Annotated in this window: 18 protein-coding genes; 14 read left to right on the top strand and 4 right to left on the bottom strand. The window is 39.7% G+C overall.

All coding sequences use genetic code 11. The annotated features are described in order from the left end of the window. Nucleotides 1–153 precede the first annotated feature (153 nt). The gene (locus tag Q8G36_RS13515; RefSeq protein WP_305160654.1) at nucleotides 154–921 is read right to left on the bottom strand and encodes a DUF1189 domain-containing protein; all 768 of its coding nucleotides are present in this window, start codon (nucleotides 919–921) and stop codon (nucleotides 154–156) included. 163 nt (nucleotides 922–1,084) lie between these two features. Between Q8G36_RS13515 and Q8G36_RS13510 the strand changes: the two genes are divergently transcribed. From Q8G36_RS13510 to phoU, 9 genes are all read left to right on the top strand, one after another. Further along, nucleotides 1,085–1,570 carry a DUF456 domain-containing protein gene (locus Q8G36_RS13510; RefSeq protein ID WP_305160653.1) on the top strand — a complete coding sequence of 162 codons (486 nt, stop codon included), beginning with the start codon at nucleotides 1,085–1,087 and terminating at the stop codon, nucleotides 1,568–1,570. A gap of 144 nt (nucleotides 1,571–1,714) precedes the next feature. Continuing rightward, nucleotides 1,715–2,323 (top strand): superoxide dismutase SodA, encoded by a 609-nt coding sequence (sodA, locus tag Q8G36_RS13505; RefSeq protein WP_034308436.1) that lies wholly within the window; start codon nucleotides 1,715–1,717, stop codon nucleotides 2,321–2,323. Between the two features lie 730 nt (nucleotides 2,324–3,053). Next, nucleotides 3,054–4,274, top strand: coding sequence for an MFS transporter (locus tag Q8G36_RS13500; RefSeq protein ID WP_305160652.1), 1,221 nt, complete (start codon nucleotides 3,054–3,056; stop codon nucleotides 4,272–4,274). A 192-nt stretch (nucleotides 4,275–4,466) separates the two neighbouring features. Then, nucleotides 4,467–6,632, top strand: a complete 2,166-nt coding sequence (locus Q8G36_RS13495) for a peptidoglycan D,D-transpeptidase FtsI family protein (protein ID WP_305160651.1) — start codon at nucleotides 4,467–4,469, stop codon at nucleotides 6,630–6,632. Between the two features lie 362 nt (nucleotides 6,633–6,994). Beyond that, the gene (locus Q8G36_RS13490; RefSeq protein WP_251430862.1) at nucleotides 6,995–7,960 is read left to right on the top strand and encodes a PstS family phosphate ABC transporter substrate-binding protein; all 966 of its coding nucleotides are present in this window, start codon (nucleotides 6,995–6,997) and stop codon (nucleotides 7,958–7,960) included. Between the two features lie 87 nt (nucleotides 7,961–8,047). Further along, complete coding sequence (gene pstC / locus Q8G36_RS13485) at nucleotides 8,048–8,986, top strand: phosphate ABC transporter permease subunit PstC (protein WP_370694055.1); 939 nt, start codon at nucleotides 8,048–8,050, stop codon at nucleotides 8,984–8,986. Nucleotides 8,987–8,989: 3 nt separating this feature from the next. Then, nucleotides 8,990–9,868 carry a phosphate ABC transporter permease PstA gene (gene pstA / locus Q8G36_RS13480; RefSeq protein WP_251430868.1) on the top strand — a complete coding sequence of 293 codons (879 nt, stop codon included), beginning with the start codon at nucleotides 8,990–8,992 and terminating at the stop codon, nucleotides 9,866–9,868. A gap of 22 nt (nucleotides 9,869–9,890) precedes the next feature. Continuing rightward, nucleotides 9,891–10,712 (top strand): phosphate ABC transporter ATP-binding protein PstB, encoded by an 822-nt coding sequence (gene pstB, locus Q8G36_RS13475; protein ID WP_251431053.1) that lies wholly within the window; start codon nucleotides 9,891–9,893, stop codon nucleotides 10,710–10,712. Nucleotides 10,713–10,730: 18 nt separating this feature from the next. Next, on the top strand, nucleotides 10,731–11,384 hold the full coding sequence (gene phoU, locus Q8G36_RS13470) for a phosphate signaling complex protein PhoU (protein WP_098187187.1): 654 nt from the start codon (nucleotides 10,731–10,733) through the stop codon (nucleotides 11,382–11,384). Nucleotides 11,385–11,454: 70 nt separating this feature from the next. On the opposite strand, the gene Q8G36_RS13465 is transcribed toward phoU, so the two are convergent. Both Q8G36_RS13465 and Q8G36_RS13460 read right to left on the bottom strand, forming a co-directional pair. Then, a complete protein-coding gene (locus tag Q8G36_RS13465) occupies nucleotides 11,455–11,907 on the bottom strand; it encodes a hypothetical protein (RefSeq protein ID WP_305160649.1) in 453 nt (150 codons plus the stop codon). Between the two features lie 2 nt (nucleotides 11,908–11,909). Then, nucleotides 11,910–12,290 carry a hypothetical protein gene (locus tag Q8G36_RS13460; RefSeq protein WP_305160648.1) on the bottom strand — a complete coding sequence of 127 codons (381 nt, stop codon included), beginning with the start codon at nucleotides 12,288–12,290 and terminating at the stop codon, nucleotides 11,910–11,912. Between the two features lie 426 nt (nucleotides 12,291–12,716). Between Q8G36_RS13460 and Q8G36_RS13455 the strand changes: the two genes are divergently transcribed. The 5 genes from Q8G36_RS13455 to Q8G36_RS13435 all read left to right on the top strand — a co-directional run bounded on the left by Q8G36_RS13455 (nucleotide 12,717) and on the right by Q8G36_RS13435 (nucleotide 16,318). Further along, a complete protein-coding gene (locus tag Q8G36_RS13455; protein ID WP_305160647.1) occupies nucleotides 12,717–13,325 on the top strand; it encodes a hypothetical protein in 609 nt (202 codons plus the stop codon). Between the two features lie 118 nt (nucleotides 13,326–13,443). Beyond that, complete coding sequence (gene rpmG, locus Q8G36_RS13450; RefSeq protein ID WP_028391797.1) at nucleotides 13,444–13,593, top strand: 50S ribosomal protein L33; 150 nt, start codon at nucleotides 13,444–13,446, stop codon at nucleotides 13,591–13,593. A gap of 180 nt (nucleotides 13,594–13,773) precedes the next feature. After that, a complete protein-coding gene (locus tag Q8G36_RS13445) occupies nucleotides 13,774–14,346 on the top strand; it encodes a 5-formyltetrahydrofolate cyclo-ligase (protein WP_305160646.1) in 573 nt (190 codons plus the stop codon). 76 nt (nucleotides 14,347–14,422) lie between these two features. Next, a complete protein-coding gene (locus Q8G36_RS13440) occupies nucleotides 14,423–14,611 on the top strand; it encodes a hypothetical protein (RefSeq protein ID WP_305160645.1) in 189 nt (62 codons plus the stop codon). A 168-nt stretch (nucleotides 14,612–14,779) separates the two neighbouring features. After that, the gene (locus Q8G36_RS13435) at nucleotides 14,780–16,318 is read left to right on the top strand and encodes a rhomboid family intramembrane serine protease (protein WP_305160644.1); all 1,539 of its coding nucleotides are present in this window, start codon (nucleotides 14,780–14,782) and stop codon (nucleotides 16,316–16,318) included. Here Q8G36_RS13435 and Q8G36_RS13430 read toward each other — a convergent pair. After that, on the bottom strand, nucleotides 16,313–17,170 hold the full coding sequence (locus Q8G36_RS13430) for a hypothetical protein (RefSeq protein ID WP_305160643.1): 858 nt from the start codon (nucleotides 17,168–17,170) through the stop codon (nucleotides 16,313–16,315). The two genes, Q8G36_RS13435 and Q8G36_RS13430, sit on opposite strands and share 6 nt — an antisense overlap. Nucleotides 17,171–17,349 lie beyond the last annotated feature (179 nt).

The raw sequence follows: 17,349 nt of genomic DNA, 5'->3' as shown, positions 1-17,349 counted from the left end.
GATTTATAGGATTTTTTCCCTTCTAAGTACTCTAAAACTGCATTTGATTTTTCGTCTATCGTATATTTAGTCAAAAAAACTGCACCTCCAATTGTTAGATGTTGTCTAACAATTGGGGTGCAGTTCACAGGTGGGTCCGGATCTTTTTTAATGTCAATTTCCGATCTTATTGGCTGATGTTTCTTTAATGGATAAATATAACATCATCAATGTTACAAACCAGCTAATGATGGAAGCGAATGGTACAATTGCTTGAAAAGCATCCATGATGGTGAAGAATATGGTGGCAAGTGTTATGCTGTATGCACCAATTCTCCAAAGATGCCTATAGGAAAGAGGACGGCCAAGAGCATTTTTGAAAAAAAGACCGAATGCAGCAAGGATTGTCACTTTAATGAAGATTCCGCTAGCAGTAAACAGGTATAATATAAGTAGAAGCAATGGAAGGATGATCGGCAGCACAGATTCAACTGAATCAAGCCAAGTGGATATTTCCTGATTATCTCCCTCCAGAACTGAATATGGAGAGGATTGCACGCTGCCCCCGGATACGAAAACCAGATCAGACTTTAAAAGCGCGACAGCCTCATCAGCTTGTGCAGCTACTTCTTCCGGGGTCAAGGCTCCCGTGCCATCTACAAAAATTTGATAACCGTTTTTATTCAGGCTAAATGGCTCATCATTTTCAGTCGTCAACGTGCCATTTTTGATTTCAAATGCCGGTAAGTCTTCGGATACTGTTTCGTGCATGGCATCTATCCCGTCAACTATCATTGTACCGAAATAAAAAGCTGAAGGGAGAAAGGCGATGAGACTTATAAAGAAAACGAATAAAATCGTTTTCCCGATCCCTTGGTTTTGAAAGGAAGCGATATCTTTAGGAGAATATAAGCTTACCCACAGTTGTTTGAATATGTTCAATGTTTTCAGCACCTAACTATATAAGATTCCTAACCAATTTTAACTATATGGGAAAAATAAAACAACCTGTATTCTGCTTCATTGGTTTCAACCATCAGTAATGAGGTAATTATGGAGAGATAAAGTCAAATTATAAATGAAATGAGAAAGGGGCGTTTTAGTTATGGATACACTATTTTGGATAATAATTACCCTCATGTTCATAATGGGATTTGTCGGTCTGATTTTTCCAATCATCCCAAGTGTTTTGTTCATTTTCGGCGGATTATTGTTATATGGACTATTTTATTCTTTTGAACCATTTGGCTGGTTTTTCTGGACGGTCCAAATTTTATTCGTCATCCTTTTATTCGCAGCTGATTATATTGCGAACATGGTCGGGGTCAAAAAGTATGGCGGCACGAAAGCGGGAATTTGGGGCAGTACGATTGGGCTTCTGGTCGGGCCATTCGTGATTCCTTTCGTCGGAATACTAATAGGTCCATTCATCGGGGCATTCCTGGCAGAGATCCTAGTACATAAAAAAGACCCGGTCACTGCTTCCAAAATCGGCCTTGGTTCCGTTGTAGGCTTTATAAGCAGCGTAATCACAAAAGGCATCATTCAACTTCTAATGATTGGATATTTTATATTCGTGGTATTCTCATAGGAAATATAATCGAAAAATGAAAAATTGAGGCATAAGGTTTGAAACGTTTACAAAAATTTGATACTCTATTGCTAGCGAGCTTTAGGTATCTTTCGAGAACTGGAGCCCTCAAAAAAAACAGCTTACATAGGGAGGAATTTTATTATGGCTTTTGAACTTCCACAATTACCGTATGCATATGATGCATTAGAACCACACATCGACAAAGAAACAATGAACATTCACCACACTAAACATCACAACACATATGTGACAAACCTGAACAATGCGCTAGAAGGCAACCAAGAACTTCTAAGCAAAAGCGTTGAAGAAATCGTAGCTAACCTTGACGCAGTACCTGAAGCTGTTCGTACAGCTGTACGCAACAATGGTGGCGGACATGCTAACCACACTCTATTCTGGGAAATCCTTTCACCTAACGGCGGCGGACAACCAACTGGTGAATTAGCGGATGCTATCACTTCAAAATTCGGAAGCTTTGACAGCTTTAAAGAAGAGTTCGCTAAAGCGGCTACTACTCGTTTTGGATCTGGCTGGGCTTGGCTTGCAGTCAACAATGGCGAGTTGGAAGTAACAAGTACACCGAACCAAGACAATCCATTATCAGAAGGTAAAACACCGCTTCTTGGATTGGACGTTTGGGAACATGCTTACTACTTAAACTACCAAAACCGCCGTCCTGAATACATCAATTCTTTCTGGAATGTTGTAAACTGGGATGAAGTTGCAAAACGTTACAGCGCTGCAAAATAATTTGTAAATAAAAAAGACAGGATTCCTTTTGTGAAAAGGAATCCTGTCTTTTTTTTGTTTCTTTAATCCGAACGGGAACATTGAAGAAAAACAATATAAGGGCACTCGTATTGCTGTTTCGCCAAAAGGAGTGAAAGAAATTCACGAGTAAAAGCTGTGAATTCCAAGTAAAAGCTGCAAATTCACGAGAAACGCACAAATTCACGAGTAAACTCTTCAAATTCACGAGTAAAAGCTCAAAACTCACGAGTAAAAGCCCGAAATTCACGAGTAAAAGCATCGAATTCACGAGTAACGTACAAATTCAAGAGTAAACACTCCAACTCCTGAGTAAAAGCTCAAAACTCACGAGTAAAATCCTAAAAAATTACGAGTAAAAGCTCAAAACTCACGAGTAAAAGCCAAATTCAAGAGTAAACACTCCAAATTCATGAACATCCCCTTCGTCATCGCCAATCGAAGAGTATTCTTTACACTGTTACTGTTCAAGTTCAAAAGGAAAACAGTATAAGGGCAACTACTTCTCTGTCATCGCCATCCTGCCTGGCCAATCGAAGAGTTTTCTTTATACTGTTATTGTTCAAGTTCAAAAGGAAAACAGTATAAGGGTAACTACTTCTCTGTCATCGTCATCCTGCCTCGCCAATCGAAGAGTTTTCTTTACCTTTTTTTACATAAATTCTTTTGTTTTTTCAAACACTAGAGTGGAATTTAAAGGAGAGTTAAAACAATGGGTATTTTAGAGAGATGGTTGGGTGAAGCGGGAGGGAAGAAGGATCTGCACCTCCTTTTGTTTATTGGCGGGCTGTACAGCCTAAGTATTGCTTTATCCAATACATTCGTTAATGTGTACTTGTGGAAACAATCCGGTCAAATTGTTGATATTGCCGTATATAATCTTACCGTAGTGCTTTTTCAACCGCTTACTTTTGTCTTTGCTGGCAGGCTGGCGAAAAAGGTTGATCGAATTATTGTTTTGCGTCTGGGTGTTATCTTTTTGGCCCTATTTTATTTATCAGTCCTATTGGTCGGCACACGGGCAACGGATTTCCTTTGGTTGCTTGGCGGATTGTTAGGAATCGGTTATGGGTTTTATTGGCTTGCCTATAATGTCTTGACTTTTGAGATAACTGAACCGGAAACAAGGGATTTCTTCAATGGTTTTTTAGGGATTTTATCATCCCTTGGGGGCATGGTCGGTCCGATTCTTTCAGGGTTCATCATTTCGAGGCTTGAAAAATTCACGGGATATTCCATTGTATTCGGATTGTCTTTACTATTGTTTTCCGTTGCGGTGTTTCTTAGCTTTTCGTTAAAAAGACGTCCAGCTCATGGCAGATACTGCTTCTTTCGGATATTGCAGGAACGGAAAAATAATCGGAATTGGCTCTTAATCACTCGTGCTCACTTTTTTCAAGGGATACGAGAGGGCACATTCATGTTCATCATTTCGATTACCGTTTTCATTCAGACGGATAGTGAACTTGCCTTAGGGAGCTATGGTCTGTTAAATTCGGCCATATCATTCGTTGCGTATTTTTTAGCTTCACGGTATATAAAACAGCCGATGCGAAAAAAGGCGATTCTTATTGGAGGGGTCCTGTTGTATGCAGGGGTCTTATTGATTGCATTTGATATCACATTTGGGAAACTTCTCATTTATGGGGCGATTGTCGCTTCAGCTTACCCTATTCTTTTGGTCCCTTATATTTCATTGACTTATGACATAATAGGCCGCGCTTGGAAAGCAGCGGAAATGAGGATTGAATATATCGTTGTCCGGGAACTGTTCGTTCATATTGGAAGGATTGTATCGATATCAGGATTCATACTTTCCGTCATGTTATTCGACCTAAAGGAAGTACTGCCGATTTATCTGTTAATCGTCGGTGCAGGGCATACCGTGATATATTTGTTTGTACGGAAAATCGATATCATTGACCAAGATTGAAAAGAGGCCTTAGAGGCCTCTTTTCAATATACATGACTTACAGTTTTAGGATTTATGAGCCGTAAGTCACTTTTTATGTAAAGTTCGTTAGATGTTTAATATTTCTAGAACACTAAGGTAGAAAAAAATATAAATGTTCTATAGAATAGTATAGGACTATTATGACTATGTAAAAAGGATGTGTGGCTTAGTGTGAATAAAAAGAAAAAGAAAAAGACGCATGTGCCTTTCAGATTGAATATTCTTTTCTTTTTAGTGTTTGTTTTGTTTTCCGCTTTAATTTTACGCTTGGGTGTTGTACAGATTGTTTATGGTGATGATTACCGGCGTGAGATTGAAAGAACAGAGGAAGTGACCGTGAATAATTCGGTGCCCCGTGGGAAAATGTATGACCGGAATTTAAAACTGATGGTCGATAACCAACCACTGGATGCAATTACATATACACGAAAGCAAGGTACGAAACAAACAGAAATGGTGGAAACGGCTGAGAAACTCGCGAAGTTGATCGAAAAGGAAACAGATAAAGTGACTGAGCGCGATAAAAAGGATTTTTGGATTTTAAATAATCCAAAGTTGGCCGAGAAAAAGATTACCGATAAAGAGAGGAAAAAAGTGGAAGAGGGCGAGATGGAAGAAAGTGATTTGTATAAGCTTCAGCTTGATCGGATTACTTTAGATGAAATGAAGCTTTCGAAAAAAGATCTGGAAGTCCTTGCCATCTATAGGGAATTTGCAAGCGGATATGCTCTTACCCCGCAAATTGTGAAAAACAAGGAAGTAACAAAAGAAGAATTCGCCAAGGTGAGTGAAAACCTTGATTCGCTCCCAGGGGTCGATATATCAACAGATTGGGATCGTTTTTATACATATAATAAAACACTTAAATCTGTATTGGGTAAAGTTTCCTCATCTGAAGAAGGCTTGCCTAGTGAAAGCCTGGACTACTACCTTGCACGTGATTACAGCCGTAATGACCGTGTAGGTAAGAGTTATATTGAGGCGCAATATGAAGATATCCTCCAAGGGCAGAAAGCTAAGGTAAGGAATGTCACCGATAAATCAGGAAATGTCGTCGATTCCGAAGTGATTACTGAAGGTTCGCGGGGAAAAGATCTTATATTGACAGTTGATATGGATTTACAGCTTGCAACAGAGGAAATCATTGAAAAGCAATTGATTGCCAAGAAAAAATTGGGTAACACCAAATTCTTGGACAGGGCCTTTGTCGTCATGATGGATCCCGATACAGGGGAAGTATTAACGATGGCTGGGAAGAAATATGAGAAGGATTCAAAAGGGAAATCCTCGATCGAGGACTTTGCATTGGGAAATATCACGACTTCCTATACAATGGGTTCTGCAGTGAAAGGTGCTACCGTTTTAACCGGTTATCAGCAAGGTGCGATCCAGCCGGGTACGTACTTTTATGATACGAAGTTGAAAATCAAAGGTACACCAGCAAAAGGTTCATATAGTGACTTCGGGAACATTAATGATTTGACTGCATTGAAAGTATCTTCGAACGTTTATATGTTCAGAACGGCAATTAATATTGCGGGTGCGCATTATGTGCCGAATGAACCTTTGAATATTAGTTCAAGCGCCTTTTCGACCATGCGGAATTCATTCGCCCAGTTTGGTTTGGGAGTCCGTACGGGGATTGATCTTCCGAATGAGATGAGTGGATTCAAAGGTTCCGAAACATCTCCTGGTAAACTGCTTGACCTTGCTATCGGACAGTATGATACGTACACACCAATGCAGCTCGTGCAATATGTTTCAGCCATTGCAAATGGCGGTAACCGCATAAAGCCGCATATGGTTAAGGAAATCCGCGATCCGGTTGATAATAATGAGGAATTGGGACCCGTTGCCGAAGACGTTTCACCGACTGTCCTTAATCGTCTTGATATGAAGGAAGAATGGATTGAACGTGTTCAGAGCGGTTTCGAGAAAGTTGCGATGGAACAAGGCGGAACGGCTTATACCTATTTTGGGAAAAAATCGTATACAGTGGCAGCTAAAACCGGGACGGCGGAAGCATTCTATGACGGCCCGAACCGGATGGATTATAGCGAGCCCCAAGAAACGATGAACATCACGCTTGTTGGCTATGCCCCTGCCAAAAATCCAGAGGTCGCTTTTGCGGTCGTTGTGCCTTGGGCTTACCAAGGACATACGGGCCATAGCATGAGTAAAGAAATAAGTGAAGAAATCATGGATACTTATTTCGAACTGAAAAAAGAACGGGCTAAGAAGGAAAATACCGAGACCTCGACTGATTTAAAAGTGGAGAATGGTAAAGACGTTCAAAAGGACCAGGCTGAAGTTAGAAAAAGTCAGGAAAATGAATAAAAGGTTAAAACACGTTTTTGGGTAAAACCGAAAACGTGTTTTTTTGTCATAAAGTAAAATTGATAAGGGCTGTCATGCTATCAGCATGCCTCGACCTTTGCACTTTCCCCTTATGAAAAAGACTTATAATCACTTCAGATGGAGTTGGAGTAATTTTCCGCTCATGTAAACAGCCCACTGGGCACAAAATAAGAGAGTGATTAAAGTATGAGATACTGTTAATTACTTTCTGACTACCTTTACAATATATAAACAATTATTTACTGAACCTTTACAATTGCTTTAAACGGTATTTACAGTCCAAACGTATGATGTGATAGTAGGACAAAATATTCATATAAAATTCTTAGGGGGATATACAAATGAGACGTTTCAAATTTATGGCAATGACTGCAGTAATGGGTGGAGTAATCGCAGTGGCAGCTGGATGTGGATCTAATGATACTACAAACAGCGGTAAAGGAAATGAAACGGCTTCAGATCAACTCAAGGGCGAAGTGATTATGGATGGTTCATCGACTGTGTTTCCAATAATGGAGGCAGTTGCTGAAGAATATATGGCGGAACAACCTGATGTTAAAGTATCTGTAGGATCATCGGGAACAGGTGGCGGATTTAAAAAATTCATCGCTGGTGAAACGGATCTAAGTAATGCGTCCCGACCAGTCAAAGACGAAGAAAGTGCGTTACTTGATGAAAAGGGAGTTAAGTATACAGAAATGAAACTTGCGTTTGATGGTATTTCTATCGTTGTCAATAAAGATAATGAGTTCATCGATAAAATGACAGTTGACGAATTAAAAAAGCTTTGGGTTGACAATGGCTCAGTGAAGAAATGGTCTGATATACGTCCGGAATGGCCGAAGGAAGAAATTAAATTCTACTCTCCGGGAACAGATTCAGGCACATATGATTATTTCAATGAAGTGATCCTTGAAGAAAAACCGATGGTGGAAAACGCTACGCTTTCAGAAGATGATAATGTCCTTGTACAAGGTGTTGAAGGTGATAAAAATGCGATTGGTTTCTTTGGATTTGCTTACTATGCAGAAAATAAGGATAAATTAAAAGTTGTATCCATTGATAATGGTAAGGGTGCTGTTGAGCCTACCCATGAAACGATTAAAAGCGGAGAGTATGCACCACTGTCTCGTCCTCTGTACACATATGTATCCAATAAAAGTATAGCTGAAAAGGAACAAGTGGCTGATTATACTCAATTCGTCATTGAAAATGCTGGAGAGCTTTCTGAAGAAGTAGGCTACGTCAGCTTACCTGAAGAAGAGTACAAAAAGGATCTTGAAAAATTGAACGAACTAAAAAAATAATCTATTTAACAGGCTGCCCAACCTCTTCTTATAAATAGAGGGATTGGGTAGCCCCTTAATATTGCGTGTCTGAATGGAGGATACATGTTGGAACCGAAACAAACAGATACCTATTCTGTACAGCGATTGATTCTAGAAAAGAAAAGCAAAAAAAGATGGAATATAGAGAAAATCATTCCTAAGCTGTTGTTCCTTACAGCGGTGATTTCTGTATTTATAACCATTGGGATAGTCCTTACGTTGATTTTTGAAACTTTTATATTTTTTGAGAAAGTGTCCATCGTGGAGTTTTTAACAGGACAAAAATGGCTACCCTTTGCATCCACGCCTTCCTATGGGATTATGCCACTTGTTATAGGTACGTTAAAGGTAACGGTAATAGCGGCATTAGTTGCAGTTCCGGTAGGTCTTGCAACTGCCATTTTCTTGAGTGAATATGCATCAGAGAAAACACGGAGAATCATTAAGCCGATTTTAGAAGTTTTAGCTGGAATCCCTACTATCGTTTACGGCTTCTTTGCCTTAACCTTTGTAACGCCGGTATTGCGGGATATATTCCCTTCCCTTGACATGTTCAATGCCCTTAGTCCCGGGATCGTGGTAGGAATCATGATCATGCCCATGATTGCCTCTTTATCAGAAGATGCACTTGTCTCAGTGCCGAAATCGATTCGTGAAGGTGCGTATGCTCTAGGTGCTACGAAACTGGAAACGACGATTAAAGTGGCATTGCCCGCGGCCATGTCCGGTATCGTTGCATCAATTGTCCTGGCTTTATCCAGAGCAATTGGAGAGACCATGATCGTAAGTGTCGCAGGTGGATCGACTCCAAGTATGAGTATGGACGTCACAAATTCTATTCAAACGATGACTGCCTATATCGTACAGGTGAGTACTGGGGACGCAGGGTATGGGACAACGATTTACTACAGCATATATGCGGTTGGAATGACACTGTTCGTCTTTACGCTTATTATGAATTTACTGGCGCAGTTCATCTCCCGCAAGTTCAGGGAGGAATATTAAAACATGAAACTGATAAACAAAAATCATGTTGTAAAAAAAATGCCCACTCGGCTGGCGGTTAACTCGATATGTAAAGGCTTATTCTTCTTAGCAACCTTATTTGGCCTTCTGGTATTGGCCATCTTATTTTATCGGATATTGACTCAAGGAATTGGTCATTTGAATTTAGATTTCTTCCAGAATTTCGCTTCAAGGAGACCGGAAGAGGCTGGTGTAAAGGCAGCTCTTATCGGTTCTATATGGTTAATGGCCGTCGTAACCCCGTTTTCCCTTCTTCTCGGTGTGGGAACGGCGATTTATTTAGAGGAATATGCACGAAAGAATTGGATCACCACTTTTATAAAGTTAAATATATCCAACCTGGCTGGTGTTCCGTCAATAGTATTTGGATTGCTCGGTTTGACGGTTTTCGTTAGGGCTTTAGCTTTGGATCGCTCTGTGTTGGCAGCAGGTTTGACGATGAGTCTACTCGTCTTGCCAGTCATCATTGTTGCAGCTCAGGAAGCCATACGTTCTGTACCGCGAGATTTAAGGGAAGCTTCTTATGGAATGGGTGCAACAAAATGGCAGACGATTTTGAAAGTGGTTCTTCCAGCTGCGATACCTGGTATTTTGACAGGTGGAATACTCGCTTTATCCCGGGCGATTGGGGAAACGGCACCATTAGTGGTGGTTGGTATCCCGTTGTTCATCGCCTTTTTACCGCAATCGGTCATGGATACATTTACGGTGCTACCGATGCAAATCTATAACTGGACATCACGGCCACAGGAGGAATTCCAGCAGGTTGCGGCTGCAGGTATCATCGTTTTACTTGCTCTGTTAATCTTAATGAATTCGATAGCTGTCATAATCCGTAACAAATTCCAGAAAAGATACTGATTGGAGGAAGGAAAGAATGAATATGACATTAACGGGACCCGAAAAGGCTCCAACAGTTGGAATAGAAAATGCAGATTCTGTTTCCTTAAAGGAAACGGTTTATGAAACGACAGATCTCAATTTATGGTACGGTGAAAACCATGCTTTAAAAAATATTAATCTGGATATGTATCAAAATGAAGTGACTGCCATCATCGGGCCATCTGGATGTGGGAAATCTACCTACATCAAAACGTTAAATCGGATGATTGAACTTGTTCCAGAAGTTAAAACGTCTGGGCAGATTAAATATAGGAACCGCAATATTCTAGATCAGTCATACAAGGTAGAAGATTTAAGGACACAGGTTGGCATGGTTTTCCAAAAGCCTAATCCCTTCCCTAAATCAATTTATGAAAATGTTATATACGGACCAAAAATTCACGGTATCAAAAATAAAAAGATTCTTGATCAAATCGTGGAAAAGAGTTTAAAAGGAGCAGCCATTTGGGATGAAGTGAAAGACCGTCTGCATGAAAATGCGTATGGACTTTCTGGTGGGCAACAACAGCGACTTTGTATCGCTCGCTGTCTGGCGATTGAACCAGATGTCATTTTAATGGATGAACCGACTTCTGCTCTTGATCCTATTTCCACTTTAAAAATAGAAGAATTAGTCCAAGAGCTAAAAAAAGATTACAGTATAATCATCGTTACTCACAATATGCAGCAGGCTGCTCGTATCTCTGATAAAACGGCCTTCTTCTTAAATGGGGAAGTCATCGAATATTCCGACACTAACACCATCTTTTCGAACCCGAATGATAAGAGAACAGAAGATTATATTACCGGACGTTTTGGCTAATGAAAAGGAGATGCGACAATGGTTGTTCGTGAAAATTTTGAGCTTCAATTAAAAGAATTGCAAGAGAAAATAGTGAAGTTGGCTAATTTAGCTTCAGGTGCGATATCAAAATCATTTACCGCACTGGAAAACAAGAATGTTGAAGAGGCTCTTGAAGTTATTGATGATGATACAATAGCTGATTTACTGGAAGAGGAAATTAATGACTTTGCGATTTTATTGATTGCTAAGCAACAGCCGGTTGCGATTGATTTGCGGCGTATCATTGCTGCCATAAAAATAGCTTCAGATATTGAAAGGATGGCGGACTTTGGCGTCAATATCGCTAAATCAGCCATCCGAATCGGTGACCAGCCATTTATTCTGCCCTTAACACCATTAAAGCAGATGCATGATATTACATTAAAGATGATTGAACTTTCGATAGATGCATTCGAGAAGGAAGATGTTGTTCTTTCAAGAGAAATCATTGAAATGGATGATGAGGTCGATCGCTTTTATGGAGAGATGATTCGAAGTCTCCTTCGACTTTCAGATGAAAAAAATCTTCAGCAGATCACACAACTTTCTTTAATTGCCCGTTATTTAGAAAGAACGGCTGACCATACAACGAATATAGCTGAAAACATTTATTTTCTGGTAAGAGGGAGATATATTGGCAGGAATGAATGAATACATTCCTAAATGGAAAAAGAGTGGCTTTTTTTCGGACAAAGTCCAATTAAAAAGTCTCTCTTTTTTATTAATGAGTTAAAGTGCGAGCCAACTGTCTGTATGTCATATTATTTATAACGACAAACTCGCCGATTTGTATTTTTCTTGAGAAATCATTGTCATTCATGTAAGCTTCAAATTCAGCAGCATCATCGATGATTTTTTCCTTGGAAAGGCTATCGGCAATTTCCGTTGTGGTCATATTCGTTTTTACTTTAATTGTATGGGTGACGATGGAGGGATCTTTTTTTGAAGCCTTTTTCTCCATTAAATCCTTATCCGGCTCCTTTGGTTCGACGGCCTTTTTAGTTTCCTCCATAGGAAGTGTAACGACGAATCCCTTCTTCATGAGCAATTCCTTGGCTTCCTCCGCAGTAGGAGGGGTGCCTTCGAATAATCCGGTGCCATAATAAAAGCCAGCAAAGATAGTTGTTGTAAAAATGATACCGGCGGAAAGACCTTGGAGTCTTGCTTTGTTCATTTTCATTCACCCCGCAATCTTTGCTGCTCGATCACTGAAATGGTTTGTTCCTCCGTTAACGAGGATTGTCTAGCGATCTGGTCCAAAGAAAGGCCCTGATTATATAAAGATAGAACTTGGCTTTTCAGAATTTCATGAATGGGTTCGATATCATTGGAATTGACAGTTGATTTATCCTTTACAGGGGGAATAGGGTCGTCCTGGATAACGAATTCCTCTTCAAGAATCTTCACCTTCTTCTTTAATTGGTAGATATCCTGCATATACGTCAGTGTCATCTGTTCTATATCTTCTTCTAATTTGGCAACTTTATCTTTACCGAAAAAGGAAATGGTGAGAAGGGCGATCGCTAATGAAAAAAGAAGGATGATAAGTGTTTCCATGTTTTCACCTCAGCAGATAATTTTCGACAATATACTAATATTTTACACACATTTTTAAAAAAATGGAGATTTTCATATTTTTATATTTTCGGAAGTGGGCCATAAACTTCATTTATTGTCTGTTTTTTTTCAAATATTGTCGAAAAGCCTTATAACCGTCGTTGAAGAAAAAAAATCAGGCATTAAAATGGGAAAAAAACCTTTAAGAGATAACATACATAAAATTCGACAAAATGTGTTTATTGTCCATCAGCCAATTCAGTGCTAACATAAAGATAGAATAAATCGAAAAAACAAAATATTTTGAATAGTTAAAAATCGATAAACCTATAAGAAAATGGTGTGCAGATTCTAAAGTGGATAGTTTCACTGTCAGCGCCTAACGATAAGTTATATAAGGATAAAGAAGGGGAAGGGATGATTATTATGAATTCGTTATTTGCGTATATGCCGCAGGATAACCAGGATATATTTCGTAAGGGATTAAAGGCTGGGTTATGGATGGATGAGAGTTTTGATTGGTATCCTGAGGAAGATATGATGAGTCATCCTAATGGAGAGATCCGGACACTTTCACAAACATATACTCAAGGGCAGGTGACCTTTTCGAAGTTCACGATTAGGAATACTTCATTCGAGACTAAGCGCCCTAAAGTGTTTTTTCACTATGAAAACGCTTTCGAAAGACAGGCGGTCGCTTTTTACAGCCCGAATGAACGGGCGATTTTACATGTAGCCCCTCAATCGATTGCCTTATTGGGTGGATTGGTGAAAGGAAAAAGCATCTCTCAATATTGCATCCAAGGTAAGGGAAGCCTTTATCAAGATGGATGCTTCAAATCATTGAAAGAAGGGCTCCTGGCTTATTCACCGCTCGCCAAAGGGGAAGTTACCAGCGTGTTTACGCTAGAGACGGAAATCTTACCGAAAGAATGTGTGGAAGCTGTGGCTTGGGTCATTCATGCTGAAACGAAAGAAGAAGCGAAAGTTATAAATAATAAACTCCTCCTGACGATGCAAAATGTAAACAATTAAGAATTCAAAAAAGTTAATGTTGGATTTCCCAAAAAACATACTAGCAATTCGCATTGAATAATGCTATTATAGAAAAGTCCTATGTGAAAAAGTCAATATGTTTGGAGGGAAATACACAATGCGCGTGAATATTACATTAGCTTGCACTGAATGTGGAGACCGTAACTATATTTCTAAAAAAAATAAACGTAACAATCCAGACCGTCTTGAGCTTAAAAAATACTGCTCAAGAGAAAAACGCAGCACGACTCACCGTGAAACAAAGTAAGCAACAGGATTTTTCCTGTTGTTTTTTTTATGCATTTTTTTAAATTCCCTTCTTTCCCTCTTTCCTTTAGTGAATATTTTCTGAATATGCTATTGATTCGGCGATTTCAGACACCGTATTTTCGTAAATGAACAAATATTATGAGATAATGATAGAAGTAGACTAAAGGAGTCGGAAGAGATGAGAGAAAACAAGAATAAGCTCCGCCAAGAAGTTAGGTCCCGTTTAATGGAGCTGACTAAAGAGGAACATGAAGAACTATCGAACAGAATCGCTGAAAACTTATTTTCATTGGAGGAATGGAAAAATGCTGAAACCATTGGCATCACCATCTCCATTCCGCCTGAAGTTCCAACGGTACGGATCATCGAACAAGCATGGAGCGAAGGAAAAGAAGTGGCAGTACCAAAATGTGATCCAGAAAAAAAGACAATGGAATTCAAAAAAATTTCGTCCTTCAATCAGCTGGAGTCTGTTTATTACGGGTTGCTTGAACCAGTGGCTGAAACAGCCAAGGCTCGCAAAGAGGAATTGGATGCATTGATCGTACCTGGTCTTGCTTTTACCAAGGAAGGGTATCGCCTAGGCTTTGGAGGGGGCTATTATGACCGTTTCCTATCTTATTACCGAGGAGATACATTGGCCCTTACATACGAGCTTCAATTAATGGATGAACTCCCGATAGAGGTACATGATATAGCGGTCGGCAAACTCATTACCCCATCCAGGGTTATACGCACGTACGCCCATTAAGAAGAAGTTTATTAATTATCACTTTTAGCTCATAAAAATCCTTTCCTGTATCAAACTATTGATAGGAGGGATTGTTATGTTTCGATTAATTATTCAAATCTTCTTGGTTGGTTTAGTTGTTTATGCAGGTTACCAAAACCGGTACCGCCTGATAAATGTTGTGCTGTCCAACGGCATACTGAGAAGATTTCTAGTGACTAAATCCTTGGATATGCCAATGTTCAGGGATAAAATGATGCAAAGCATGTTCACTCAGACCAAATGAGGGTGCGGGCATCTTAAAAAGGGGACCTGAATCAAGGGTTCCTTTTTTTATTTATAAGGAGCGGGAGAACAGTCTCCTTTTTTACTTTTTACATGATTTCGTCTATAGTTTTAATTAAAGAAACAGGAATTTTAGAAGCTTAAGTTTCATTGGAAAGTGGGGAAGGCATTGGGATTTAAAGAGGATTATTTTTTTTGGGAAACCATAAGGGAGTTGTCTGCCCATTATGATTATCGAATGATCACTGTCACGGAAAACCATCAGGAGATTTGGCTTGAGAGCGATAAGAATAAGGAGTTTCCAGTCATAAGACTCATTCGACATGATTTGGATTGGGCTAATTGGCTGAAACGCGATATCGAACGAACATTGCAGAATGGGGAAAGGATCAGAAGGAAATTATACAAAAAGCCCATAAACATATTAAGTATCTATGTAAGTAAATTCGCCCCGGTGGATGATCATGACTTTAGTTCACGGGTGGCCTCCTTTAAAAAAACGAATGTTAACTCGTTTCTTCTAACTTGTGAGAACTTTCATGATTCGTTTCAAAACCTTGAACATGTTTTGAAAAAACCACTTTCAATTCAAGTTCTTGAAGAAAATGAAATGGATGAGGAAAAGGTTCTCGCAGTAAAGAAAGACGCCATCTCGGAGTCAGTCAAAAAGGCTAAGGCTGAGCAGAAGGTATTTCAAAATGCCAATAAGCCATTCTTTACATATATATTCATGGCGATACAAATAGCTGTGTTCATCTTGATGGAGTTTAATGGGGGCAGCACCAATTCCAAGACTTTGATTGAGTTTGGCGCTAAATTTTCGCCTTATATCATACATGGGGAATGGTGGCGGTTCTTTACACCGATGATCGTCCATATTGGGTTCATTCATTTACTGATGAATACATTTTCATTGTATTTGATCGGTGCTGAAGTTGAAAGGATTTACGGTAATGCCAGGTTCCTTTTCATCTATATATTCGCTGGTTTCGCTGGAACTCTAGGCAGCTTCATCATGACCCTGAACCTTTCCGCAGGAGCGAGCGGAGCCATTTTTGGCTGTTTTGGGGCACTTCTGTACTTTGGCATCGTCTATCCGAAATTATTCATGCGCTCGATGGGCTCATCGGTGATCGTGTTAATCATCATTAACTTAATTTATGGTTTCACCGTTTCCGGAATTGACAATGCAGGGCATATCGGAGGTTTGATCGGAGGGTTCTTGGCTGCTGGAGTGGTCCATCTCCCAAAATCCAAGAATATCTTTCGGCAGCTGGCTTTTCTGATAGGGACGGTAATACTGACCTATTCCCTGCTGCAATTTGGTTTCAGTCATCAGGAAAGTGCTGCTATAGATGATAATACCATGGCCATGCTGGCCCAAAAGTATATTGATGATCATGAAGAGGATAAAGCGGAAGAGATGCTATTCAATTATGTGGATGCAAATCCTGATGCACCGCTATCGCTTTTTATGCTAGGAAATTTATCTTTTGATAAAAAGGACGTATACAAAGCCAGGGATTATTATGAAAAAGCGATTGAAAGTAATCCGGATTTGCATGAAGCCCATTACAATCTTGCCTTAGTCTACATGAAACTCGAATCATTCGATCAAGCTAAGGAGCAAGCTGATAAGGCTATTGAGCTTGCCCCGGATAATAAGTCATACACTAAACTTCTGGCAGAAATTGAAAAGCAACTATAACTTTTGACGCAGCATGATTGGGGTACCGTCTTTCAGGGTAAACAAGACAAGTATTTCACTTTGATTCTTCGCCATAAGCAATAGGGGGATGGTACTACCTTGTGGACTCACAATGGATCCATCCTCCTTTTTTATTCCCAACACATAATTTTTGTAAAGTCCTTCCCATAGTTTTCCCACAATTTCTTCCCGTTTGAATTGGGGGAAGGCAGAAAGCCATTGATTTTTCTTTGAGGGCAGATCTGTTAAAGAGATGATTTTGTACTGATCCAGATTAACGTGAAAAGCTTGACCTGCTTTCTCCAACCCATTTCGAACCGTTTGATCTGTCAAGCCGTCCAGCGTTTTCTTCCACTGAATCTGTTCTTCTGAAAGGGGACGGTGGAAAAATTGAAAAACCGGTGTCGTTACTGTATAGAGTTTGACTTTACTGAGCTGCTGGGCACTGGTGAAAATTGTGTCACTCGGATGAACCTCGGCATAATGAAACGTTACCGCTTCATAACGCCCACTCTCGGATTCTTTAGATTTCGCTTTTTGAGAGAGTTCTTGTTTATTTTGGCGCCAATTTTTTAAAGTTCCTGCCAATTTTCCATTTTTGTATAAAAGCGATACGTCCTGACGTAAGTAAGCAGGCTGGTCCAACGAAGAATCCACCCTCCAAGTGATGGTATAGGTGGAATCCCCGGTACCCTTAGGGGTCAGGTGGGTGGAAGCATGTTCAAAATGGAGCGAGGAATCGATGGGAAAAAAAATGATGGTTTCCTCTGTCTGTTTATGATTTGATAAATAAAGGATGACAAAAATGGTGGTTAAGACCAAAAAGACGGTATACTTCAATTGTACTTTCATTTTTCCCCTCCGTTTTCACACGTGATGAATGGTTTAAAAACATTAAGCTGTTAAATCAAATTAAAAGAGTCCACATTCTTGATATTTCATCATATGAATACAGTTGGACATGTATGAGGGGGATGGGGGGAAATTATCAAAAGGGGAAATGGGCGCTTGTTACAAAGAGGCTGATTCGA

This window comes from Peribacillus frigoritolerans, assembly GCF_030676415.1.
Lineage (GTDB): Bacteria > Bacillota > Bacilli > Bacillales > DSM-1321 > Peribacillus > Peribacillus frigoritolerans_A.
The sequence above is the reverse complement of the archived record's forward strand: the minus strand, read 5'-3'. Positions and strand labels throughout refer to the sequence as shown.

What these genes read in the sequence shown, in the direction of transcription:
- Q8G36_RS13510 (WP_305160653.1), top strand. Translation starts at nt 1,085, where the DNA reads ATGGATACACTATTTTGGATAATAATTACCCTCATGTTCATAATGGGA.
- sodA (WP_034308436.1), top strand. Translation starts at nt 1,715, where the DNA reads ATGGCTTTTGAACTTCCACAATTACCGTATGCATATGATGCATTAGAA.
- Q8G36_RS13500 (WP_305160652.1), top strand. Translation starts at nt 3,054, where the DNA reads ATGGGTATTTTAGAGAGATGGTTGGGTGAAGCGGGAGGGAAGAAGGAT.
- Q8G36_RS13490 (WP_251430862.1), top strand. Translation starts at nt 6,995, where the DNA reads ATGAGACGTTTCAAATTTATGGCAATGACTGCAGTAATGGGTGGAGTA.
- pstA (WP_251430868.1), top strand. Translation starts at nt 8,990, where the DNA reads ATGAAACTGATAAACAAAAATCATGTTGTAAAAAAAATGCCCACTCGG.
- pstB (WP_251431053.1), top strand. Translation starts at nt 9,891, where the DNA reads ATGACATTAACGGGACCCGAAAAGGCTCCAACAGTTGGAATAGAAAAT.
- phoU (WP_098187187.1), top strand. Translation starts at nt 10,731, where the DNA reads ATGGTTGTTCGTGAAAATTTTGAGCTTCAATTAAAAGAATTGCAAGAG.
- Q8G36_RS13465 (WP_305160649.1), bottom strand. Translation starts at nt 11,907, where the DNA reads ATGAACAAAGCAAGACTCCAAGGTCTTTCCGCCGGTATCATTTTTACA.
- Q8G36_RS13460 (WP_305160648.1), bottom strand. Translation starts at nt 12,290, where the DNA reads ATGGAAACACTTATCATCCTTCTTTTTTCATTAGCGATCGCCCTTCTC.
- Q8G36_RS13455 (WP_305160647.1), top strand. Translation starts at nt 12,717, where the DNA reads ATGAATTCGTTATTTGCGTATATGCCGCAGGATAACCAGGATATATTT.
- rpmG (WP_028391797.1), top strand. Translation starts at nt 13,444, where the DNA reads ATGCGCGTGAATATTACATTAGCTTGCACTGAATGTGGAGACCGTAAC.
- Q8G36_RS13445 (WP_305160646.1), top strand. Translation starts at nt 13,774, where the DNA reads ATGAGAGAAAACAAGAATAAGCTCCGCCAAGAAGTTAGGTCCCGTTTA.
- Q8G36_RS13440 (WP_305160645.1), top strand. Translation starts at nt 14,423, where the DNA reads ATGTTTCGATTAATTATTCAAATCTTCTTGGTTGGTTTAGTTGTTTAT.
- Q8G36_RS13430 (WP_305160643.1), bottom strand. Translation starts at nt 17,170, where the DNA reads ATGAAAGTACAATTGAAGTATACCGTCTTTTTGGTCTTAACCACCATT.